Source organism: uncultured Ferrovibrio sp. (genome assembly GCF_937960835.1).
GTDB lineage: Bacteria > Pseudomonadota > Alphaproteobacteria > Ferrovibrionales > Ferrovibrionaceae > Ferrovibrio.
The window spans coordinates 93,007-111,168 of the sequence record NZ_CALGPC010000009.1; the positions used below are offsets into that span (position 1 = coordinate 93,007).

The window sequence follows — 18,162 nt, forward strand, 5'->3', positions numbered from 1 at the left end:
CGCCTCATTTCTTAAGGGTCTCATAGCCGTTGGTGCGGTAGAAGGCCTGCACATCGGCGCTATCTGGCTGGTATCTTGCAACGCGCTCGCGCTGGCCGGGATCATAGGCGTGGGCATCGCGTACCGCGGTGGCCGCAAATACCGTGGCTGTCGTCCCGCCAGTCATGATCAGGCCGCGCAGCAGATCACGGCGACCGAGCGATAAACCCTGTTTCATGGCATCTCCCCGATGTGGCTTTGTTGCGCAACCCGCTTGCGTCGCGAGTGTTCCTCGCGATTGAGACACAGCGGCGATTTGTTGTGCCGTGCCCACCCCCCACGACTTCGTCATATTGAGAATTCCGCGGCGGTCCGGCCTTTTTCGGAACCAAGTGCGACACCCGCTGTTGCACTTCGACGAACCGGGGGCGGAGATGCGCATCACCTCACGAATGTCATTCGACAAAGATGATCGAGATTGGCGAGCTGAGCGCTGGGGCAAGCCTCGATGCTGACACTGGTACGGCAGGACATTCCCGGCGTCGTCCCTTATTGCGGGCCGCCGCCATCACCGGAAGCGTGGCTTGGCCGCTGGAACCTGGATCCAATTCTGCTTGCGGTCACAGGTGGCGCAGTGCTGGTCGGGATTTGGCTTTGGCGAAGCCGCAAAGATCGCACCCGCGCCATGGCCCAGAAAGGGATAGTTGGTACCGCCATCCTGCTGTTCCTGTTCATTTCGCCGTTCTGCGCACTCACCACGGCGCTCTTCTCCGGTCGCGTGGCACATCATATCCTGATGGTCGCGCTTGCCGCGCCGCTGCTGGCCGGTTTTCTTCGCCCGTTTACACCCGTTTCTGTTCTCGTCGCGCCCGGCGTCGCTGCCACCCTGAAAGCAGGCGTGTTCTGGCTTTGGCACATCCCACCGCTATACATCGCCGCTTATGACCTGCCGGGGGTCTATTGGGCGATGCAAACGAGCCTGCTGGCTGCTGCTCTGCTGTTCTGGGCAAGCGTCTGCGTTGCCGCCCGCGTTGCGCCGCTGTCAGTGCTGCTCGCACTACTTGCCACCGTAATCCAGATGGGGTTGCTGGGCGCCCTGCTCACATTCGCACCGGCGGCACTCTACTTGCCGCATATCGCAACCACCCCGCTCTGGGGGCTGTCACCGCTGGAAGACCAGCAGCTTGGCGGCGCGCTGATGTGGGTGCCTGGTGCGTTGCCCTATTTCATCGCTGCGGTCGCTCTGGTTCTGGCGCGGCCTTATCGACCTCCTCTGCGGGAGGGCAAGCTACAGTGATCGCCTGGTTGAAGGTTGCGCATATTGCTGCGATCGCAATCTGGAGCGCTACACTGCTCGGTCTGCCGAGCCTGCTTCTCGCCAAATCGCACCGCCTGTCGAAGTCAGAGACACGCAGGCTGCAGCATATCCTGCGCTTTGGTTATGTCCATCTGGCCTCGCCCGCAGCCGTTGTCGCCATCGCCTCCGGCATTGCTTTGATCCTGCTCGCGGAAGTTTTTACGCCCTGGATGGCGGTGAAGCTGGTCTTCGTCGGTGGCCTTGTGGTGTTGCATATGCGCGCCGGACATCATGTTGTCCGCCTATTCCGGACGGATGGCATTTATCACCCGTGGCGAGCTGTCTTCGCTACGGGCACGACGACAGGTTTAGTCCTGCTTGTACTATGGTGCGTTCTCAACAAGCCGTGGATCGCAGTTGAGAGCTTTCCGGTATGGCTGCGTGTGCCCGGCAGCCTTCAGTCGCTGGTCGACACCATGGTGCCAATCCCATGATCGAAAACCAGCTTGCCCCCGTGCCAGCCCGCCAATGCGACGAAGAAGCTGCCAAGGGCCGAGAGCGCGAGACCGACCGGCAGGATTGCCGCCTCGGCATCATGCAGCCGCCAGCCCCAGTTCAACCCTGCGATCGACAGCAGCATCATCGCCGCCACGGCATGCGACCAGCTTGCCACGCGGATGCGGATGCCGCGCACCAGCAACAATTCTGCCAGGCCGGCCAAGGCGGCCAAGAGACCCAGCCAGAAACCAGATCCCGCAGCCCAGAGCGCCACCCGCGCCCAGAAGGGATCGGCGCTCCACCAGTAAAAGACGTCGCAAGCAAGTGTGCCGAGGACCAGTGCGATCGGAAAGACCACCAACATCGCATGGATCGGATGACCCGCTACGGCCACAGTGGAACTGACGTCATGTTCCAAAATCTCGGCGACGGGCTCCTTCATTCCACCTCGCAAGGTCACGGGAGAATTCACTGCCTCATAACGTCTCGCCGCGGCGAAAGGTCCATGTTGATGCTGCCCCTACTCGGCACCGGCTGCGATGGACCGCTGTCCAGCCTTGACCCTGCCAGTCCCCAGGCGAGCGCGGTGGCCGATCTGTGGTGGATCATGCTGGTGGGGAGCGGCCTTGTTTTCCTCCTGGTGATGACGTTGCTGACGCTTGCCTTCACCTCAGCGCGAAGATATCTGCGTCGCCCGCACGCTATCTATATTCTTGGCGGCGGGCTGGTCTTTCCTGCGACCGTGCTCTCGGTCTTACTGGCCTATGCGCTGTTCACCGGCGAGCGGCTTCTCGCGGATCCGGCGCGGCCGGCGGCGCTGCGCGTGCAGGCCATGGCGGCGCAATGGCAATGGACCTTCCGCTATGCCAGCGGGATAGAGATGTCGGATCGGCTGGTACTGCCCGCGGGGCAGCCAGTCGATATTGCAATCAGCAGTCAGGATGTCATCCACAGTTTCTGGATTCCACGGCTCGGCGGAAAAATAGATGCGCTGCCCGGGCGCATTCATGTGATGCGCATCATCTCGGAGCAGGTGGGAACATATGCTGGTGCCTGCGCCGAATTCTGCGGCCTAAACCATGCGGGTATGTACTTCACGGTCGAGGTGGTTCCGCTGGCTGAGTTTGAAACGGTCCTGCGCCAGGCCATGGACGAAACACGGAGCAACTGATGGCTGCGTCCGGCAAAAGCGCGCTTTTGCGTCACAAGGACTTACAGCGCGCCTGGTGCAATCCTCCGGGCTGGGGCCGGCTGGCTGCTGTGAATCACAGCATCATCGGTCGTCGCTTCATTCTCACAGCGCTCGCCTTTTTCGCCATCGGCGGCCTGCTCGCCATGTTGCTTCGCGCCCAGCTCGCAACTTCCCGAAGCGCCTTCGTCGGACCAGAGATCTACAACCAGTTCTTCACCATGCATGGCACGGTGATGATGTTTCTCTTTGCCATTCCGTTATTCGAGGGACTGGCGATGTATCTGCTGCCCAAGATGCTGGGTTCACGCGACATGGCCTTTCCGCGACTGAGCGCGTACGGCTATTGGTGTTATGTGCTTGGCGGTTCGATCCTGGTCGTGGCGCTCGCCATTGGCTACGCGCCGGATTCGGGCTGGTTCATGTACACGCCGCTCAGCTCGAAGCCTTACACGCCCGGAATCAATTCGGATGTCTGGCTAATCGGCATCACCTTCGTTGAAATTTCCGCGATCTCGGCCGCCGTCGAGATTGCGGTCAGCATTCTCAGGATCAGGACCGGTGGCATGTCGCTGCAGCGTCTGCCGATTTTCGCCTGGTATATGCTGGTGACGGCTTTCATGATACTGGTGGGATTTCCGCCGCTGATCCTCGGCTCAATCCTGCTGGAAGTCGAACGCGCTTTCGGCTGGCCTTTCTTCGATCCGACGCGCGGCGGCGATCCGCTGCTCTGGCAGCACCTCTTCTGGATGTTCGGCCATCCCGAAGTCTACATCATCTTCCTGCCGGCGGCCGGCGCAATCTCGACAATATTGCCGGTGCTGAGCCGGCAACGGCTGATCGGCTACAGCTGGCTGGTCGCCAGCATCATCGCACTTGGATTCATCAGCTTCGGCCTCTGGGTGCATCACATGTTCACCACTGGCCTGCCGCACCTGTCGCTGGCGTTTTTCTCGGCCGCCAGCTTGCTGGTGGTGATTCCCACCTCGGTCCAGATTTTCAGCTGGCTCGCCACGCTGGTGATGGGACGCCCCCAGCTAAAACTGCCCATGCTCTACATACTTGGCTTCTTTTTCGTCTTCGTGATGGGGGGGCTGACTGGCGTGATGGTCGGCGTCGTGCCCTTCGACTGGCAAGCCCATGACACGCATTTTGTGGTGGCGCATCTGCATTATGTACTGGTTGGCGGCTTCGTTTTCCCGATGCTCGCCGCTGCTTATTACTGGCTTCCGCGTTTCACTGGTCGCCAGGCACAACACCGGCTGGGGCTGGTCGCCTTCTGGCTTATCTTTCTCGGCTTCCATGGCACGTTCTTCCTGATGCATCTCACCGGCCTCAGAGGGATGCCGCGGCGAATCTTCACTTATCCTGTCGAAATGAACTGGGACGTCCTGAACCTGATCTCCTCGATGGGGTCCTTCGTCATGGCGGCAGGGTTCGCGCTCTTCGTCGTCGACATCATCCTGCAGCTCAGATTTGCGCCGCGGTCCTGCCGAAATCCGTGGCAGGCGGATACGCTGGAATGGACGGTTCCCGGGCCGGTGCCGCTTTATAATTTCGCTGCTTTGCCACACATACGCAGCCGGTATCCACTCAAGGCGCAAAGCGGTTTGGCTCTGAAACTCGCTACGGGCGACGGCTATTTGCCGGAGGTCCGTCACGGCTGGATGGAGACCTTGAGCGTCGACATGGTCTCGGGCCGGCCGGATCAGATCGTTCTTCTGCCCAAGCCTACTTATCTGCCGTTTTTCGCCGCACTCGCGACAGCAGTTTTCTTTCTGGGCGCGCTCTTCAAAATCTACGGACTCGCCCTCGCCGGCTTGGCAACCGCGATGACTCTCTTCCTGGTCTGGGCTTGGCACTCGGGGCTGCAGCGCGATTATGGCGCCCTGCCTGCCGGTCTCGGCCTGTCCCTGCCGCTGCATGCCGAAACAGAGCGGCCACCGGCCTGGTGGGCGATGGCCTTCACGCTTGTAGCAGACGGTACCATGTTCGCCTCGCTGCTCTTCGGCGGCATATTCCTGCTGGTCGTGACGCCGGGAGAAGTCCAGCCAGCCATCGCTTCCGGTGCTGCAATGTGGCTCGACATCGTAATCATCGGCCTTCTCGCCGGCGCCGTCTTTGCGATGCGGCGAACTGTCAGGGCAGTAGCGACGCCAGCCCCACGGCAGCGTCTTATCGGAATCGCCTTTGTCCAGCAGCTGCTCGCCGCCGCGCTGCTCGTCTATCTGATCCGTGCCGCGCCAGACGCCAAGGCACATGCTGTTCACGCACTATCCACGGCGATGCTCTGGTATCTGGCGCTCCATGTCATGGTTGCACTCGTTATGACCGGCTTCACAATCGCTCGCGGTCGGTGCGGATATATCTCAGCAACGCGCTCTGCCGAGCCGCGCATTCTGCTGCTATGGTATACCTATGTCGCCTTAGCTGGCCTGATCGGGCTCGCGCTTCTGCGGCTTATCTCTCCGGTGGCGCCATGATCAATTGGCGCCAGGTTTCCAGCAGCCCGTTCGGGCTTTTAGTAGGGTTCCTCGTCTGGGCGTCAGCCTTCGCGAGTATCTATGCAGCCGTGTCGCTTGGCTGCGCGATGGGCTGGCAGGGTGTCACACTTGGCGTAATAACGCTGCAGCAGCTGGCACCATTCCTTCTGCTCCCGCTCCATATCGCCATACTGACGGCGATACTTTTTTCCGCCTGGCGCATAGCGCGGGCGCGCCACACACCGGGTTTCCTGCTCACGCTCCATGGCATTACCGCGGCGTTCGCGCTCGCGGCGACGCTGTGGACCAGTGCGCCCCTACTGCTGGCTTCGAATTGCGGTGTGACGCCAACTCTGGTGAAAGGCGAGCAATTAGAACCCGAACGGAGCGGGTCGTCGGCACCGCACTAATCAATGAGGGCGAATCGAGGACCTGAGAATCGAGGCCCCGAATCCCATACCCGCGCCAAGAAGAGGGCTTTTGAGCCCTAAGCGATGAAAGATTTGACCGGGATTTTCAAAAGTCCCAGACACGAGCCATCCGGCGTGGTGGGAATACCTAAGTATTTGAAAGAAATGGCGCGCTCGAAGAGATTCGAACTCCTGACCCCCAGATTCGTAGTCTGGTGCTCTATCCAGCTGAGCTACGAGCGCGCATGCGGCTAACCGCGTGGGGGCGGAACCTACTCAATTCGACCAGACGATGCAAGGGCCACGAAGGTCCTATTCGATTCAGCGCAACCCACGGATTCTACTGGCAGATGGAGCTTGCGGGCAGTACCGCCCGCCCGTAGAATAGCAGTGTTCGCAGAAGGTGCGCACCGGCCGCAGGACGGTGCTGCGCCGAGTGCTAACGGGGGGCCTTCAGGCCAGCATGACAAGACACGATAACTTCAACGCGAGACGGCGCGGCATGGCATATCCTGTTCGTAATCCGGCGCTGCAGCGCCGTCGTTTGGCTTCAGCGGGTGCCGTCACTTCCTTAGCCCTTCTTCTGTCCGGCTGCTCCTATACGTCGGAAGCGCTGTGGCCGTCTTTGACCGGCGAGGATCCGGCCGGCGGCAGCAGTGACACTGTCCAGCAGATTCCGCCGTCAGCGGCCGAGGCCAATCCGCAACCGACCTTGAGCCCCCCCACGATGGGCTCGACCAATTTCGTTGTTCCCGGCGTCACTCCGGGCCAGCCGACCGGTACTTTCGTCGGACAGAAGGTTCAGCAGATGCGCGGCGAATTGGCGCAGCTGCAGCAGCAAGTGACCCAGCGCAATCAGACGTTGCAAAGCATCCGCACTCAGGCAACCCAGAATTCACAGCGCTACCATGGCCTGGTGGCGGCCGTCAGCACCCGGTTGCAGATGGGCACCACGCCCGGCAACCCGATCCTGCTGAGCCAGTGGAACCAGGCACAGGTGGAACTGGACCGGATGGCAGCTGACGTGAATCAGCTGAGCGGCCTGGGCAATCAGGTCGCCGCCGATTCCGCCATGGCCACCTATCTGCTGCAGTCGATCAAATCGACCTACAGCCTTTCGGGCGCAATCGACGAGGATCATCGTCAGCTGGCCGTTCTGGAAGACGAGACCGCCAAAACGGTGGTGCTGATCGACCGCCTGCTTGGCGAGCTGAGCCAGGACGTGGCACGCCAGACGAATTACATCGGCAGCGAGCGGACCAACCTGACCACGCTGTCGGCCGCGATCAAGCAGGGTGAGTTGCTGGGCCCGGCCTTGGGCAACCGCGCCACCTATTACGCCGGTACGCAGCAGTTTGCAGCTGCCGATATCGGCACCCCGGTCAGCACCGATGGCCGCGTACCGCTGGTGGTGATCCGCTTTGACCGCGCTGATGTGCCGTATCAGCAGGCGCTCTATAATGCTGTCTCGCAGGCCCTGCAGCGGAAGCCGAATGCCGTGTTCGACGTGGTTGCTGTGGCCGCCGGCGGCACTCAGGCGCAGTCCGCCAGCAACCAAAACCAGGCCCGCCGCAATGCCGACCGCGTGCTGCGTTCGCTGGCGGATATGGGCCTGCCGGCTAGCCGCGTGAATGTGACTGCCGGCAGCAACGCTCAAGCGGCTACCAACGAGGTCCATGTCTTCGTTCGCTGATCCCAGTATCGGCGTCGGTCATTAAAAAGCCCGCCGGATTATTCCGGCGGGCTTTTTGTTTGTTGATGTGCCCCCTGCTCTACTCCCAGTAAACCGCCGCCAGATCGTTGACAAAGATCGGCGCGTTGACCCATAGCCCCTTGAGGCCGGTCTTATAAACCGTGGGACGCGGCAGATTGTAGAGGAAAACATTCACCGCATCCTCAGCAAGGCGCCGCTGCAAATCCTGCAACGCCTTGGTCCGCTCAGCCTTGTCGAGCGTCGAAGTCGCCTTGGCGATCAGCGCCTGAGCCTCCTTGCTGTCGTATTGCCAGTAGTAATCCGGCTCGGCGTACTTGACGAAGTCGTTGGGCTCGACATGGCTGACGACGGTCAGATCAAAATTCTTGTTCTTGAACGTCCCGTCCAGCCACTGTGCCCACTCGACGCTTTCGATCTTTGCCGTAATTCCCACGTCAGCCAGCATCGCCTGTACGACCTCGCCGATGGGACGGGCATAAGGCGGCGGCGGCAAGCGAAGCGTCAGTTCAAGGTTGCCAACGCCAGCCTCCTTCAGCAGTGCTTTCGCCTTGGCCGGATCGTAAGGATACATGCTGGTCAGATCGACATAGGCAGGATGATGCGGCGGGAAATGGCTTCCGATCACCTTGCCAAGCCCTGCCGCCGCAGCCTCCAGAACGGCCTGCTTGTCGATGGCGTGGCTTAACGCGCGCCGGACCCGGACGTCATCGAGCGGTTTGCGCTTGTTGTTGATGATGAGCATGGTCTCGCCTTCGGTCGAGCCCACTGTCACCGTAAAGCGCTTGTCCTTCTGGAATTCGCGCACATTCTCGCCATTGATGCCAATTGGCACGGCATCGAGATCGCCCGCCCGCATCGCCGCCACCATGGCGCCCTGATCGGAGATGAAGCGGAACTTCACCGTCTTGATCTTGATCGCAGCCGGATCGCGATAGGTTTCCGCCGCGACCAAGGTCACGGAATCGCCTTTCACCCAGTCCTGCAGCTTATACGGGCCGGTTCCGATCGGTTTGGTCGCATTGGTGTCGCTGGATTCGGGCGCCGTGATCACCGCGGTATTCTCACCCAAGCTAAACAGCAGGGTAGGATCTGGCTTTTTCAGACTGATCGCAACGGTATACGCATCCGGCGTTTCGATCTTTGCCATATTGGCAAAAACAGCCTTGCGCTTGTTGGTGCTCTTCTCGCCCGCGTATTTCTCGAAAGAATATTTTACATCGGCGGAATCAAATGCGGTGCCGTCTTGGAATTTGACGCCCTGCTTCAGCTTGAAGGTAAAGGTCATCATATCCGGAGAGACAGTCCAGCTCTCCGCCAGCAGCGGCGCGACCTCGCCATTCTCCTGGATACGGGTCAGGCCTTCGAAAATATTGAGATGCGTGATTTCGCCAATGGCCGCTGCCGGCGCGATGGTGGGATCGAGCCCCGGCGGCTCCAGCGACATGCCCAGAATTAGCGCATCCTTCTTGGCCTGAGCCGAAGCATGAGGCGCGGCGAGCGTCAGGCTTAATCCCCAGGCGACACCTATCCCCAAAACCGCCCATGTTTTCGAAATAAGCATCTCCATTCTCCCTTTCTTAGGACCTCGGCATCGCCTCCCTGGCACTGCCAAGAGCCCCCATCGGCTCGGCCGCCCATACTCCTCGGGCAACCGCTCGAGCGACGCAATCCGCCGCAATGCTGCCTATCCGGGCCGTCAACCACGGCTTCCCTGTTGCATCGACCCGATCCTGCCACGTCGCCGTGGCCAGAGAAAAGATGGTATCGCCATCAAAAGGCGTATGAATTGGCCGCACCGCCCGGGCAAGGCCGTCATGCGCCATGGTTGCCACATGACGTAACGCGGCTTTGTCGAGATCGGCATTAGTGGCCACGACGCCAATACAGGTATGGCCTGCAATACGGGATTCTACAGGAATCCCCAGGGACAATTGCCCGGGATCAATGCCCATAGGCTGGCCGCCGAATTCCGCGTCCTGCTCAAAGGGCGCGGCCCAGAAACCGCGATTGTCGGGCGTCATCACACTGCCGACCGAATTGACGGCGACAAGCGCCGCAACCACCAGACCGTCAGGTTCAACCCAGGAGGCACTCCCCAGGCCGCCCTTGAGCTTGCCCGCCGCCGCCCCATAGCCAGCACCGATATTGCCCAGCGGGAACGCTCCATCACTGGCATTGTCACAAGCCAGCTGACCAAGCCGCCGGTAGGGCGGCTCGTCGCCCCAGTTCTTGTCGCCGCCGTTATTCAAGTCGAACAGGATGGCCGCCGGCACGATCGGCACCGTCAGATTGTGAATGCTGTAGCCCCGCTTGCGCTTGGCCAGCCAGTGAACCACGCCGGATGCGGCATCGAGGCCAAAGGCAGAACCTCCCGACAGACATATGGCGTCGACGGCCTGCATGGACGCCTCTGGGCGCAACAGATCCGTCTCGCGCGTGCCGGAAGCGCCGCCGCGGACATCGACGGAACAGGCAGCCCGCTTTTCGGGAAGAATGACGGTTACACCGCTGCGCAGTTTGGCGTCCGCGGCATGGCCAACAGCCAAGCCGCCGACATCCGTCAGCAAATTCAGCGGGCCAGGTTTGCTCATCGTCTTTTGTAGACGAAATACCGGTTTGGCGGGATGGCAACCGGCAATGGCAGTTCTTCCAGCTCAGGATGACTGAGCTGCTGATCGGACAGCACCAGCGCGCCAGGTGCCGCGAGCGGCGGCACCCAGTGGCTGATCATCGCAACCTGCTTGGCATTCGCCTCTGGATCCCCCAGGCCGGCGTCGCAGTGAATCAGCCGGGCGGCCTGAGGATGCTCAGCCGCAAAAGCTGGCAGGGCTGTCGCAAACTCCCCAAGTATCAAATCGCCAACAGGCGGCACCGAGCGGGGATTGGCGTTGTTCTGACGATCGAAGGCAACGATTCTCCAGCCAGGCAGCTTTTCTCTCAGATGATCGAATGTGCGCCCATTGCCAAGGCCGACCTCAAGAGCCAAGCCCTGATCCGGCAGCTTGGTAGCTGCCCAATTGAGCAATGCGCGCTGCGCCTCCAGGCGTCGGATAAAACTGTCTAGCCGGCTCATAAGTGTTTCAATCCTTGATCTGGGCCGACAGCGCACGCAGATCGGCCGTGGTCCTCTCCAGCCGCTGCGCTAGTACACGCATGATCTCGATTGCAATCTGCGGGAAATCGGTGATCAAGCGGAAGAACAGATCTTTTTCGATCCGCAGCGTGGTTACCTCTGTGGCCGCCGCGACCGTTGCGGTGCGAGGCACATCACAGAGGATGGCTATTTCACCAACGAAATCGTTCTGCTTCAAGCGTGCGACGGTCAGAGGGCCGCCCGGTGTATCAACCGTCACATCGGCTTCGCCGCCGATGATCACAAAGGCGGCATCGCCCGGATCGCCTTGCCGGAACAGGACGTCGCCGGGCTTATAGGTCAGGCGCTGACTGGTGAAGGCCAATAGCTTGAGTTTGGAAGGCTCAATCTTGGCGAAAAGTGGGATGCGCCGGAGTAATTCAACTTCTTCATTCAAACTCATAATCCACCTCCCCTGCCAAGTCCGGATCAGGCCTGCGCCAACAGTTCCTTGAACCGGCCACCGCGTTCGCACAGATCGGCATAATGACCCGATTGCACGACCACCCCATTCTCGATGACCAGGACCAAGTCGAAATGCTCACAATCCACGGGACGCTGCAACAACCATACCAAGCCACGATCCTTGCACTGTTCCACGATGGAATGCAGGACAGCGGCATGACTGCGCGGATCCATGGGCGCGGTTGCCTCTGAAAGCATCAGCCAGTCGGGCCGCTTCATCAGCGCCCGGGCAATTGCCAGCTTCTGCCTCTGAGCGGCACTCAGGCGTGCCCCGCCGATGCCAACTTCGTACTGGAAGCCAACCGCAATAATCGGTTCACGCAGCTTCAACTGCTCAACAACGTCAGCCATTACCCGGCCGATCTTCTCCTGAGCCTGGGCCTGCCCATAGGAAATCCGGCCAAACAGGATATTGTCCACGATGCTGGATGAAACCGTGAAATGTTCAGGGTCGAAGAAGGCAATCGCATCACGCCGATCCTCAGGCAAGGTTTCGGCAAATATCTTTCTGGCCTTCAGGATGGCCTGGCGTTCCGCCTCATCGAAATGACCCAAGCGATGCCGTGCCAGAACCAGCTTGAACGGCAAGGACATCAAACGCGCCTTGTCCTGCGCTGACAAGTGATCCAGCGCGTCAGGCTTGGCCCGCATCAGCAGGTCTTTGTAGTCGGGCAGATCGTCCGATGAGATAAAGCTGAACTGCTGGAAGAATTCATGATCCGGCGGCAGATCGGCAAACAATTCGACCATCGTGCTCGCAACATCATAACCGATCTCAAGGAACCGCTTCCGCAGACCGACCGCATCGAGCACCTGCAGGATATGCGGGTCGTGCGCGAGGTTGTCTTCGTGATATATGCCGTTTCGGGCCGTACCGAACATAAGGTTCTCGGCCACCGTGGCATTGTTGTTGTAGCGCTCTGGATCCCAGCTCTCCACCAAATCGGCCAGCGCATCATCGGCCAGACGATCGCGGAAAGCCCGTCTTGCGCTCAGCACCTTTTCGACGAGCTCCGGATTTGTGTTGGGATCGATTGTCCCGCGCATGCCAAGCTGGAACACGTCCTCGTCGAAGCTCGCAGCCTGAAGCGCAGCAATAGCCGCCCCCAGGATGCTTTTCTGATCCTCCGCGCCGGCGGCGGCATAATCGGTCCAATCCGCATCGGGATCATGGGGCGAATTTCCCGCAGCCAGAGCTTCCCTGTACTCGCGCTCATACCGTTGCTGAGCTTGGGGATCGCGCTGCAAGGGCTTCAACGGCCGGTGCCGCAGGCCGAAGAAGAGGTTCTCTCCTAGCGTCGCGTTAAAAATGTAGGATGCGGAGCTGACGTAGGCCAGCCGCCGGCCGGTTACCGTCTCCGGCAGGTCTGCGATGTTTTTTCCGTTGATCGTGATCTTGCCACGGCTTGGCATATTCGTACGCGCCAGAAGCTGAAGCAGATCGTCCCCGCCGCTGCCGATCACCGCCACGCGCGCGGGCCAGGGTAAGGTGAGATTGAGATTATCCAGAACCGTCTGCCCCTGATCGTCGTGCAGGGCCACGCCAATCAGCTTGATTTCGCCACCCAAATCCACCGGCGTCTCCGGCTCGATATGCTGATCGTCAGGCGCGCGCATGCCCGGGGGCTCGAATTGGCTGATGACCTGATCGTACTTCTGCTTAACGTCTTCGCGGGTCTGGTAGTGATTGAGCAGCTCCTTCCAAGGCGCCGCCATTTCCTTGTGGGCATTCACGGCCGCAACTACGGTACCGACATCAAGACTGCCCTTGATCGCGAGATAGCCGCCGATCGAATAGAAAAAGAACGGACCAAGTTGCTGAATAAAGTTATTCAGAAATTTGATCATGAATTTGCGCTGGAAGATCTCAACGCGAATTCGATAGCTTACGCCCAACCGGCGGGTGAATTCGGCCAGCAGGCGGTTCGAGGCGTCATGGGTATGCAGCTCGACAATGCCGCTGACGGTTTCGCCGATCCTATCGGATAGACGACGCTGATTTTTGATCCGCTCACGTCCCAACGCCCGCACCTTCGCCTGCATGCGCGGCACGAAGTAGAACTGGATCGGGTACAGCGCCACCGCCGCCAGCGCCATCAGCGGGTTCTGAATCAGAAGGAATGTGAAGATCACCAACAGCATTCCGCCCTGGAAAATTGGCAGAGCGAAGCTTTCGCCGATGAAGCCCCCGATAGGCTCCACCTCCGCGATCACCATCGGGATGATTTCGCCCTGACTGGTCCGCCGGAAGGTCGGGATCGGGAACCTTAATATCTGGGCATAAAGATCATAGCGCAGCCGCCGCAGCATCCGCTCTCCGGCCACGCCCTGGAAAAAGTTGATGGCGTATTTGAAGCCCTGCTGAACCAGAACCAGTCCCAGGAAGCCGATGCAGAGGACCATCAAGTACTCGGTATGGTCCAGCCTGAACCAGCCCAGGCCGAAAAGGTCGACCGGAAATTCTATGTCCTTGCCTTCGATGCCCTGGTTCACGATGGCCTTGGGCATGCTCAGGTAATAGTAATAAGGAACGAAGGATAGCACCGAGAGCAGGACGATGATTACCTGCTGCTTCAGGCTGTGTTTCACTATGAAGCGGTAAAGATTCTTCTCCACGGTACTTCCCTGGCTGGCGCCAGACCTTAACTCAGCCCACGATGGGAGCCAATCTTCCCTCTCCACCGGAACAATCTAGGAATCATTCTTAGTATCGGCTCTTGGCCTGAGGCCAACGGCTGTGCCATAGTCCCGCGAAAGCTCCCAAGGGGGGTCTCCGTATGGTATCGCGCAGCGACGGCACCCGTGTGCTGATTTACAGCCACGACACATTCGGCCTTGGCCATCTGCGCCGATGCCGAACGCTCGCCCACGCCTTGGTCGAGCGCCATAAAGACATGTCAGTGCTGATCCTCTCAGGGTCGCCGATCATAGGCAGCTTCGACTTCCGCAGCCGCGTTGATTTCGTGCGCATTCCAGGCGTCATCAAGCTCCGGGATGGGCAATATACGTCCCTCAACCTGCCGATGGACATTGAGGAGACGCTGAAAATCCGGGCGGAAATCATCCAGCATACCGCGCGGGTTTTCGATCCCGATATTTTCCTGGTGGACAAGGAGCCTCTTGGTCTGCGCGGCGAAGCCCTGGAGACCATGAAGATGCTGAAGGCCCGAGGCGCGCGAATCGTGCTCGGCCTGCGCGACGTGATGGACGAGCCGAGCCTGCTGGCCCCGGAGTGGGAACGCAAGAACGTCATGCCGGCGCTGAAAGCTCTGTTCGACCAGATCTGGGTTTATGGCCTGCCGCAATTCTGCGACCCGCTGGAGGGTATTGCCCTGCCGGAACGGGTGCGCCGGAAGGTGGTCTATACCGGGTATCTGCCGCGCTTCTCGACGGAACCCCCGCCGGAGCATCAATTGCCTGAGATCACACAGCGCCCCTTTCTGCTGGTCACCCCCGGCGGCGGTGGCGATGGCGAGGGGCTCATCGAATGGGTGCTCCGGGCCTACGAGAGCAGTGAAATCCTGCCCTACCCGGCCCTTCTCGTGCTCGGGCCGTTCATGCAGCGGGAACGCCGCGCCGAGTTTCTCGCGCGGGTCGCCCGGCTGCCGCGGGTTGAGGCAATCACTTTCGACGCCCATATGGAGCACCTAGTCCAGAACGCGGTCGGCGTGATCGCGATGGGCGGCTACAACACCTTCTGCGAAATTCTCACGCTCGATAAACGGGCCGTGATCGTGCCGCGCAAGCGGCCTCGCATGGAGCAATATATCCGTGCCCATCGCGCCCAGGAATTGGGCTTGGTGCGGATGCTGGAAGACAATGGAGAATACGATCCGACCGTGATGGCAGCAGCCATTCGCAACCTGCCGCGCCAGCCCCTGCCTTCGGAGGTGGTGATCCCCGGACTTCTGGAAGGCCTCGACAACGTCGACCGGCTGGTGCAGCCGTGGCTGCGTCCTGCCAAGACGCCCGCGACCAATGTGGTCGAACTGCGGGGCTGATTCGCCTCCCCCTCTTCTGTCAAAGTAGTATGTCACGCGAGACACAGGTTCCTGTTGCCTTTGTTCTGAAGGGTTACCCACGCCTTTCGGAAACGTTCATTGCCCAGGAGATCGCCGCGCTGGAACAACGCGGGTTAGACATCCTGATCGTGTCGCTCCGCCATCCGACCGATCACAAGCGCCATGCGCTGCATGAGCGCATCCGCGCTTCCGTCCTTTATCTGCCGGAATATCTCTATCAGGAACCGATCAGAGTTTTGAAAAGCTGGTGGCGCGTTCGCCGTTTGCCCGGCTACAAAACTGCGCGAGCCTTATGGTGGCGCGATCTGAAGCGTGATTTGACCCCCAACCGCATTCGCCGGTTTGGACAGGCCTTGGTGCTGGCGGCCGAACTGCCAGAACGCATCCGCCACCTGCACGCTCATTTCATTCACACGCCTGGATCGGTGACGCGCTACGCCGCCCGCATTCTAGGGCTGCCGTGGAGTGCCTCGGCGCATGCCCGCGACATCTGGATCACGCCAGAATGGGAAAAGCGGGAGAAGCTGGCCGATTGCCAGTGGATCGTGACCTGCACCGCCCATAATGTCGCGCATCTGACGGCGCTGGGCGATCCCAGCAAGGTGGCCCTCGTCTATCACGGGGTGGATTTCACCCGCTTCCCCGAGCCGCCCCATTGGCGACCAGCGCGTGACGGCCGCGACGCCGCCGATCCGGTGCGGTTGTTGACCGTTGGCCGCGCCGTAGAGAAGAAGGGCTTCGATACGCTGCTTGAGGCGCTGGCTCTGCTGCCCAAAGACCTGCATTGGCGGCTCACCCATATTGGCGGCGGGCCGCTGCTGCCTAAGCTGCAACAGCAGGCTGAGCGCCTCGGACTTCAGGACCGGGTAGAATGGGCGGGGCCGCAAGCCCAGGATGCTGTCATCGCCGCCTACCGCGCTGCCGATGCCTTCGCCATCGCCTGCCGCCGCGATAAGGAGGGTGACATGGATGGCCTGCCCAATGTGCTGCTGGAAGCACAGAGCCAGGGCCTGCCCTGTGTCGCCAGCACAATTTCGGCCATTCCGGAACTGATCACGGATTCCGAGTCGGGCCTGCTAGTGCCTCCGGAAGACCCGCAGGCTTTGGCCGTCGCCCTCAGCCATTTGATCCTGGACCCCGCATTACGGCAGCGGATCGGCCTTGCCGGGGCGGCGCGTGTCCGCAAGCATTTCGAGATGACCAGTGGCATCACCGAGCTGGCACGCCGTTTCGGCTTGCCTGCATGAGATCATGAAAATCGGCTTCTATGCCCCCCTCAAGCCACCCAGCCATCCGGCACCATCGGGAGATCGCCGGATGGCCCGGCTATTCATGGCCGCAATGGCGGGGTTGGGGCATGAAGTCAGCGTCATTTCAGAGCTTCGCAGCTACAACAAGACTGGAGATCCCGCCACCGAGGATGCCACGGCAGCGGCGGCCCGCGCTGAAATCGCTCGCTTGAGTAACACCTGGACGGCTAACCCGGCAGAACGGCCGGATTTGCTGTTCACCTACCACGTCTATCATAAGGCAGCCGATTATCTCGCTCCCACGCTCAAAGCGCGTTTCGGCATTCCATACCTGATTTCCGAGGCTTCGATTGCGCCCAAGCACAAGAGCGGTCCTTGGGCGGCTGGTTACGCACAAGCCGCCGGGGCGATCCAGGCGGCTGACGCCATTCTAGCAATCACGACACTGGATCGAGCCTGTCTGGTGAATTTCGTCGGCGAAACCAAAGTCCATACATTTCCGCCCTTCCTTGATTCGGGGCCACTCGCGCTGGCCGCAGCGCAACGACAGGCGCATCGTCAGGCTTTGGCCGCGAAATGGAATTTGCCTCAAGATCGCCCTTGGCTTCTGGCGGTCGGCATGATGCGCGATGGTGACAAGCTGGCTTCCTATCGGAGGCTGGCCGAGGTCTTGAAGCTGGCGCGGACCGCGCCGTGGCAGATGCTCATTGTCGGCAACGGTCCGGAACGTGGCACCGTCGAGGCAGCCTTCTCGGGTATTCAAAACTGTACGACTTTCCTCGGCCAGCTCGGCAGTGAGAGCCTGAATGCCGTTTATGCCGCCAGCGACATTTACGTTTGGCCTGCGGTGAACGAGGCCTACGGCATGGCGCTGCTTGAAGCCCAGGCGGCCGGTGTACCCGTCCTGTCCGTCGCGACACGAGGTGTGCCTGACATCGTACGCCACGATGAGACGGGGGTGCTTACTGCTAGCGATGATCCGCAGGTCATGGCTCAAGCGCTGCTATCATTGCTAAAAGATACCCCCAGGCGCGAAGCCATGGCGCGCCGTGCGCGGGATCACGTCACCGGGAACCTGTCGATGAAAGCAGCGCAGGAACGGCTTGCCTCCATTCTGGATCGATTGGTGTTAGCGGCATGACCCGGATCGCCCTGCTTCGCCATGGCCCAACCGAGTGGAATGCGGAAGGACGGCTGCAAGGCCGCAGGGATCTTCCGCTGTCCGAAGCAGGACGCGCAACTCTTTCCGGCTGTCGCGTGCCGGACGCTTACCGGCACCGCCGCTGGTATGTCAGCCCTTTGCTGCGCGCCCGGGAAACGGCCCAATTGCTAGGCCTGGATGCCACAATGGCGCCTGCCGTGATCGAAATGAACTGGGGTGTCTATGAGGGCCATACGCTTGCTGAACTGCGCGACCGCTACGGCGAGGCGTTCACGGCAAACGAAGCCCGCGGCCTTGATCTTCTGCCGCCTGGCGGCGAAAGCCCCCGCCAGGTGCAACAGCGTGTCCAAAACTGGCTGCGGGACATCGCCGCGGCAGGAATCGATGCCGGCGCAGTGACCCATAAGGGCGTCATCCGTGCCATTCTGGCGCTCGCCTATGATTGGCCCATGCTGGGCAAGCCCCCCGTCAAACTGAAATGGACCTGCCTGCAGGATTTCGAAATCAGCAGCAACGGTCACCCTTCTCCCGTGGCCCTCAATATCCCCCTGGAGTGAAGC

General features: G+C 60.6%; 17 protein-coding genes and 1 tRNA gene. 10 read left to right on the top strand and 8 right to left on the bottom strand.

The features are described from left to right. Positions 1 to 4: 4 nt before the first annotated feature. Positions 5 to 217: a hypothetical protein gene (locus Q0603_RS08765; protein WP_298724697.1), complete on the bottom strand. Its 213-nt coding sequence runs from the start codon at positions 215 to 217 to the stop codon at positions 5 to 7. Between the two features lie 270 nt (positions 218 to 487). On the opposite strand from Q0603_RS08765, the gene Q0603_RS08770 reads away from it, so the two are divergent. Next, a complete protein-coding gene (locus Q0603_RS08770; RefSeq protein WP_298724699.1) occupies positions 488 to 1,276 on the top strand; it encodes a cytochrome c oxidase assembly protein in 789 nt (262 codons plus the stop codon). Further along, the gene (locus Q0603_RS08775; RefSeq protein WP_298724701.1) at positions 1,273 to 1,770 is read left to right on the top strand and encodes a CopD family protein; all 498 of its coding nucleotides are present in this window, start codon (positions 1,273 to 1,275) and stop codon (positions 1,768 to 1,770) included. Before Q0603_RS08770 ends, Q0603_RS08775 begins: the two co-directional genes overlap by 4 nt. Here the strand turns inward: Q0603_RS08775 and Q0603_RS08780 are convergent. After that, complete coding sequence (locus Q0603_RS08780) at positions 1,734 to 2,216, bottom strand: DUF2231 domain-containing protein (RefSeq protein ID WP_298724703.1); 483 nt, start codon at positions 2,214 to 2,216, stop codon at positions 1,734 to 1,736. The two genes, Q0603_RS08775 and Q0603_RS08780, sit on opposite strands and share 37 nt — an antisense overlap. Positions 2,217 to 2,279: 63 nt before the next feature. Between Q0603_RS08780 and coxB the strand changes: the two genes are divergently transcribed. From coxB to Q0603_RS08795, 3 genes are read left to right on the top strand one after another with little or no spacing between them, the layout of a single operon-like run. Beyond that, on the top strand, positions 2,280 to 2,945 hold the full coding sequence (coxB, locus tag Q0603_RS08785; protein WP_298724705.1) for a cytochrome c oxidase subunit II: 666 nt from the start codon (positions 2,280 to 2,282) through the stop codon (positions 2,943 to 2,945). Next, the gene (ctaD, locus tag Q0603_RS08790; protein ID WP_298724707.1) at positions 2,945 to 5,446 is read left to right on the top strand and encodes a cytochrome c oxidase subunit I; all 2,502 of its coding nucleotides are present in this window, start codon (positions 2,945 to 2,947) and stop codon (positions 5,444 to 5,446) included. Before coxB ends, ctaD begins: the two co-directional genes overlap by 1 nt. Continuing rightward, complete coding sequence (locus tag Q0603_RS08795; RefSeq protein WP_298724709.1) at positions 5,443 to 5,856, top strand: hypothetical protein; 414 nt, start codon at positions 5,443 to 5,445, stop codon at positions 5,854 to 5,856. Before ctaD ends, Q0603_RS08795 begins: the two co-directional genes overlap by 4 nt. Positions 5,857 to 6,022: 166 nt before the next feature. Here the strand turns inward: Q0603_RS08795 and Q0603_RS08800 are convergent. Then, a tRNA-Arg gene (locus tag Q0603_RS08800) sits at positions 6,023 to 6,099 on the bottom strand. A gap of 259 nt (positions 6,100 to 6,358) precedes the next feature. Between Q0603_RS08800 and Q0603_RS08805 the strand changes: the two genes are divergently transcribed. Continuing rightward, positions 6,359 to 7,549: a hypothetical protein gene (locus Q0603_RS08805; RefSeq protein ID WP_298724711.1), complete on the top strand. Its 1,191-nt coding sequence runs from the start codon at positions 6,359 to 6,361 to the stop codon at positions 7,547 to 7,549. Positions 7,550 to 7,628: 79 nt separating this feature from the next. Here Q0603_RS08805 and Q0603_RS08810 read toward each other — a convergent pair whose 3' ends face one another. From Q0603_RS08810 to Q0603_RS08830, 5 genes are read right to left on the bottom strand one after another with little or no spacing between them, the layout of a single operon-like run. After that, on the bottom strand, positions 7,629 to 9,131 hold the full coding sequence (locus Q0603_RS08810) for an ABC transporter substrate-binding protein (RefSeq protein WP_298724712.1): 1,503 nt from the start codon (positions 9,129 to 9,131) through the stop codon (positions 7,629 to 7,631). 16 nt (positions 9,132 to 9,147) lie between these two features. After that, entirely contained in the window at positions 9,148 to 10,161 is a 1,014-nt protein-coding gene (locus tag Q0603_RS08815) for a P1 family peptidase (RefSeq protein ID WP_298724714.1), read from the bottom strand. Then, positions 10,158 to 10,643 carry a class I SAM-dependent methyltransferase gene (locus tag Q0603_RS08820; protein ID WP_298724716.1) on the bottom strand — a complete coding sequence of 162 codons (486 nt, stop codon included), beginning with the start codon at positions 10,641 to 10,643 and terminating at the stop codon, positions 10,158 to 10,160. Before Q0603_RS08820 ends, Q0603_RS08815 begins: the two co-directional genes overlap by 4 nt. 7 nt (positions 10,644 to 10,650) lie before the next feature. Next, positions 10,651 to 11,106, bottom strand: coding sequence for a cyclic nucleotide-binding domain-containing protein (locus tag Q0603_RS08825; RefSeq protein ID WP_298724718.1), 456 nt, complete (start codon positions 11,104 to 11,106; stop codon positions 10,651 to 10,653). Between the two features lie 26 nt (positions 11,107 to 11,132). Continuing rightward, on the bottom strand, positions 11,133 to 13,850 hold the full coding sequence (locus Q0603_RS08830; RefSeq protein WP_298724720.1) for an ABC transporter ATP-binding protein: 2,718 nt from the start codon (positions 13,848 to 13,850) through the stop codon (positions 11,133 to 11,135). Between the two features lie 95 nt (positions 13,851 to 13,945). Here Q0603_RS08830 and Q0603_RS08835 point away from each other — a divergent pair, with 95 nt between their 5' ends. From Q0603_RS08835 to Q0603_RS08850, 4 genes are read left to right on the top strand one after another with little or no spacing between them, the layout of a single operon-like run. Beyond that, positions 13,946 to 15,169 carry a glycosyltransferase gene (locus Q0603_RS08835; RefSeq protein ID WP_298724721.1) on the top strand — a complete coding sequence of 408 codons (1,224 nt, stop codon included), beginning with the start codon at positions 13,946 to 13,948 and terminating at the stop codon, positions 15,167 to 15,169. A gap of 29 nt (positions 15,170 to 15,198) precedes the next feature. Beyond that, positions 15,199 to 16,437, top strand: a complete 1,239-nt coding sequence (locus Q0603_RS08840) for a glycosyltransferase family 4 protein (protein ID WP_298724723.1) — start codon at positions 15,199 to 15,201, stop codon at positions 16,435 to 16,437. A 4-nt stretch (positions 16,438 to 16,441) separates the two neighbouring features. Next, a complete protein-coding gene (locus Q0603_RS08845; RefSeq protein WP_298724726.1) occupies positions 16,442 to 17,581 on the top strand; it encodes a glycosyltransferase family 4 protein in 1,140 nt (379 codons plus the stop codon). Continuing rightward, entirely contained in the window at positions 17,578 to 18,159 is a 582-nt protein-coding gene (locus tag Q0603_RS08850) for a histidine phosphatase family protein (protein WP_298724728.1), read from the top strand. The genes Q0603_RS08845 and Q0603_RS08850 overlap by 4 nt, the downstream gene beginning before the upstream one ends. Positions 18,160 to 18,162: the final 3 nt, after the last annotated feature.

Bases quoted from the DNA above. Each gene is read 5' to 3' on its own strand.
- Q0603_RS08765 (WP_298724697.1), bottom strand. From the start codon at position 217: ATGAAACAGGGTTTATCGCTCGGTCGCCGTGATCTGCTGCGCGGCCTG.
- Q0603_RS08770 (WP_298724699.1), top strand. From the start codon at position 488: ATGCTGACACTGGTACGGCAGGACATTCCCGGCGTCGTCCCTTATTGC.
- Q0603_RS08780 (WP_298724703.1), bottom strand. From the start codon at position 2,216: ATGAAGGAGCCCGTCGCCGAGATTTTGGAACATGACGTCAGTTCCACT.
- coxB (WP_298724705.1), top strand. From the start codon at position 2,280: ATGTTGATGCTGCCCCTACTCGGCACCGGCTGCGATGGACCGCTGTCC.
- ctaD (WP_298724707.1), top strand. From the start codon at position 2,945: ATGGCTGCGTCCGGCAAAAGCGCGCTTTTGCGTCACAAGGACTTACAG.
- Q0603_RS08795 (WP_298724709.1), top strand. From the start codon at position 5,443: ATGATCAATTGGCGCCAGGTTTCCAGCAGCCCGTTCGGGCTTTTAGTA.
- Q0603_RS08805 (WP_298724711.1), top strand. From the start codon at position 6,359: ATGGCATATCCTGTTCGTAATCCGGCGCTGCAGCGCCGTCGTTTGGCT.
- Q0603_RS08810 (WP_298724712.1), bottom strand. From the start codon at position 9,131: ATGCTTATTTCGAAAACATGGGCGGTTTTGGGGATAGGTGTCGCCTGG.
- Q0603_RS08815 (WP_298724714.1), bottom strand. From the start codon at position 10,161: ATGAGCAAACCTGGCCCGCTGAATTTGCTGACGGATGTCGGCGGCTTG.
- Q0603_RS08820 (WP_298724716.1), bottom strand. From the start codon at position 10,643: ATGAGCCGGCTAGACAGTTTTATCCGACGCCTGGAGGCGCAGCGCGCA.
- Q0603_RS08825 (WP_298724718.1), bottom strand. From the start codon at position 11,106: ATGAGTTTGAATGAAGAAGTTGAATTACTCCGGCGCATCCCACTTTTC.
- Q0603_RS08835 (WP_298724721.1), top strand. From the start codon at position 13,946: ATGGTATCGCGCAGCGACGGCACCCGTGTGCTGATTTACAGCCACGAC.
- Q0603_RS08840 (WP_298724723.1), top strand. From the start codon at position 15,199: ATGTCACGCGAGACACAGGTTCCTGTTGCCTTTGTTCTGAAGGGTTAC.
- Q0603_RS08845 (WP_298724726.1), top strand. From the start codon at position 16,442: ATGAAAATCGGCTTCTATGCCCCCCTCAAGCCACCCAGCCATCCGGCA.
- Q0603_RS08850 (WP_298724728.1), top strand. From the start codon at position 17,578: ATGACCCGGATCGCCCTGCTTCGCCATGGCCCAACCGAGTGGAATGCG.